Below are 609 nucleotides of genomic sequence, written 5' to 3'. Positions count from 1 at the left end.
CCCCCTTTTTTTTTCCCCCCCCTCCCGGCCCTCCGCCTTTGGTCGTGCGTGGGGGGGGGTGGGTTTGGTTTTAATGCGACGGGGGGGGCCCTCGGGTACGAAGGCCGGGGCCGGCAAGAAGAAGGCGGCTCAGTCGCCCAAGAAGCCGGCGTCCTCGTGACGGCGCCGCAGGTCGTGGTCCACCGCGACAAGGAGCTGATGGCGCGGGCCGCCGCCGCCCGACTGATCACCAAGATCGTCGACGCGCAGGCGGCCCGGGGCACGGCGTCGGTGGTGCTCACCGGCGGCCGTAACGGCAACGGTCTGCTGGCCGCGCTCGCCGAGTCCCCGGCGCGGGACGCGGTCGACTGGGCCCGGCTCGACCTGTGGTGGGGCGACGAGCGGTTCCTGCCCGAGGGCGACCCGGAGCGCAACGTCACGCAGGCCAGGCAGGCGCTGCTGGACGCGGTGCCGCTGGACCCGGCTCGGGTGCACCCGATGCCGGCGTCGAACGGCAGCTACGTCGGGGACGCGGACGCGGCGGCTGCCGCGTACGCCACCGAGCTCGCTGCCGCCGCCGCGCAGCAGACCGCGTCGCCGGCCGCCCGCGCCCGCGGGGGGGGGGGGGCC

The 609-nt window shown here is 75.9% G+C and carries 1 protein-coding gene; it reads left to right on the top strand.

What is annotated here, in order from left to right; all coding sequences use genetic code 11:
• Nucleotides 1-156: 156 nt before the first annotated feature.
• A partial coding sequence (locus AAHZ94_RS34860; RefSeq protein ID WP_349997661.1) for a 6-phosphogluconolactonase occupies nt 157-609 on the top strand: 453 nt, incomplete at its 3' end.

Origin of the sequence: Streptomyces sp. HSW2009, assembly GCF_040240285.1 — a bacterium.
GTDB lineage: Bacteria > Actinomycetota > Actinomycetes > Streptomycetales > Streptomycetaceae > Streptomyces.
The sequence above is the reverse complement of the archived record's forward strand: the minus strand, read 5'-3'. Positions and strand labels throughout refer to the sequence as shown.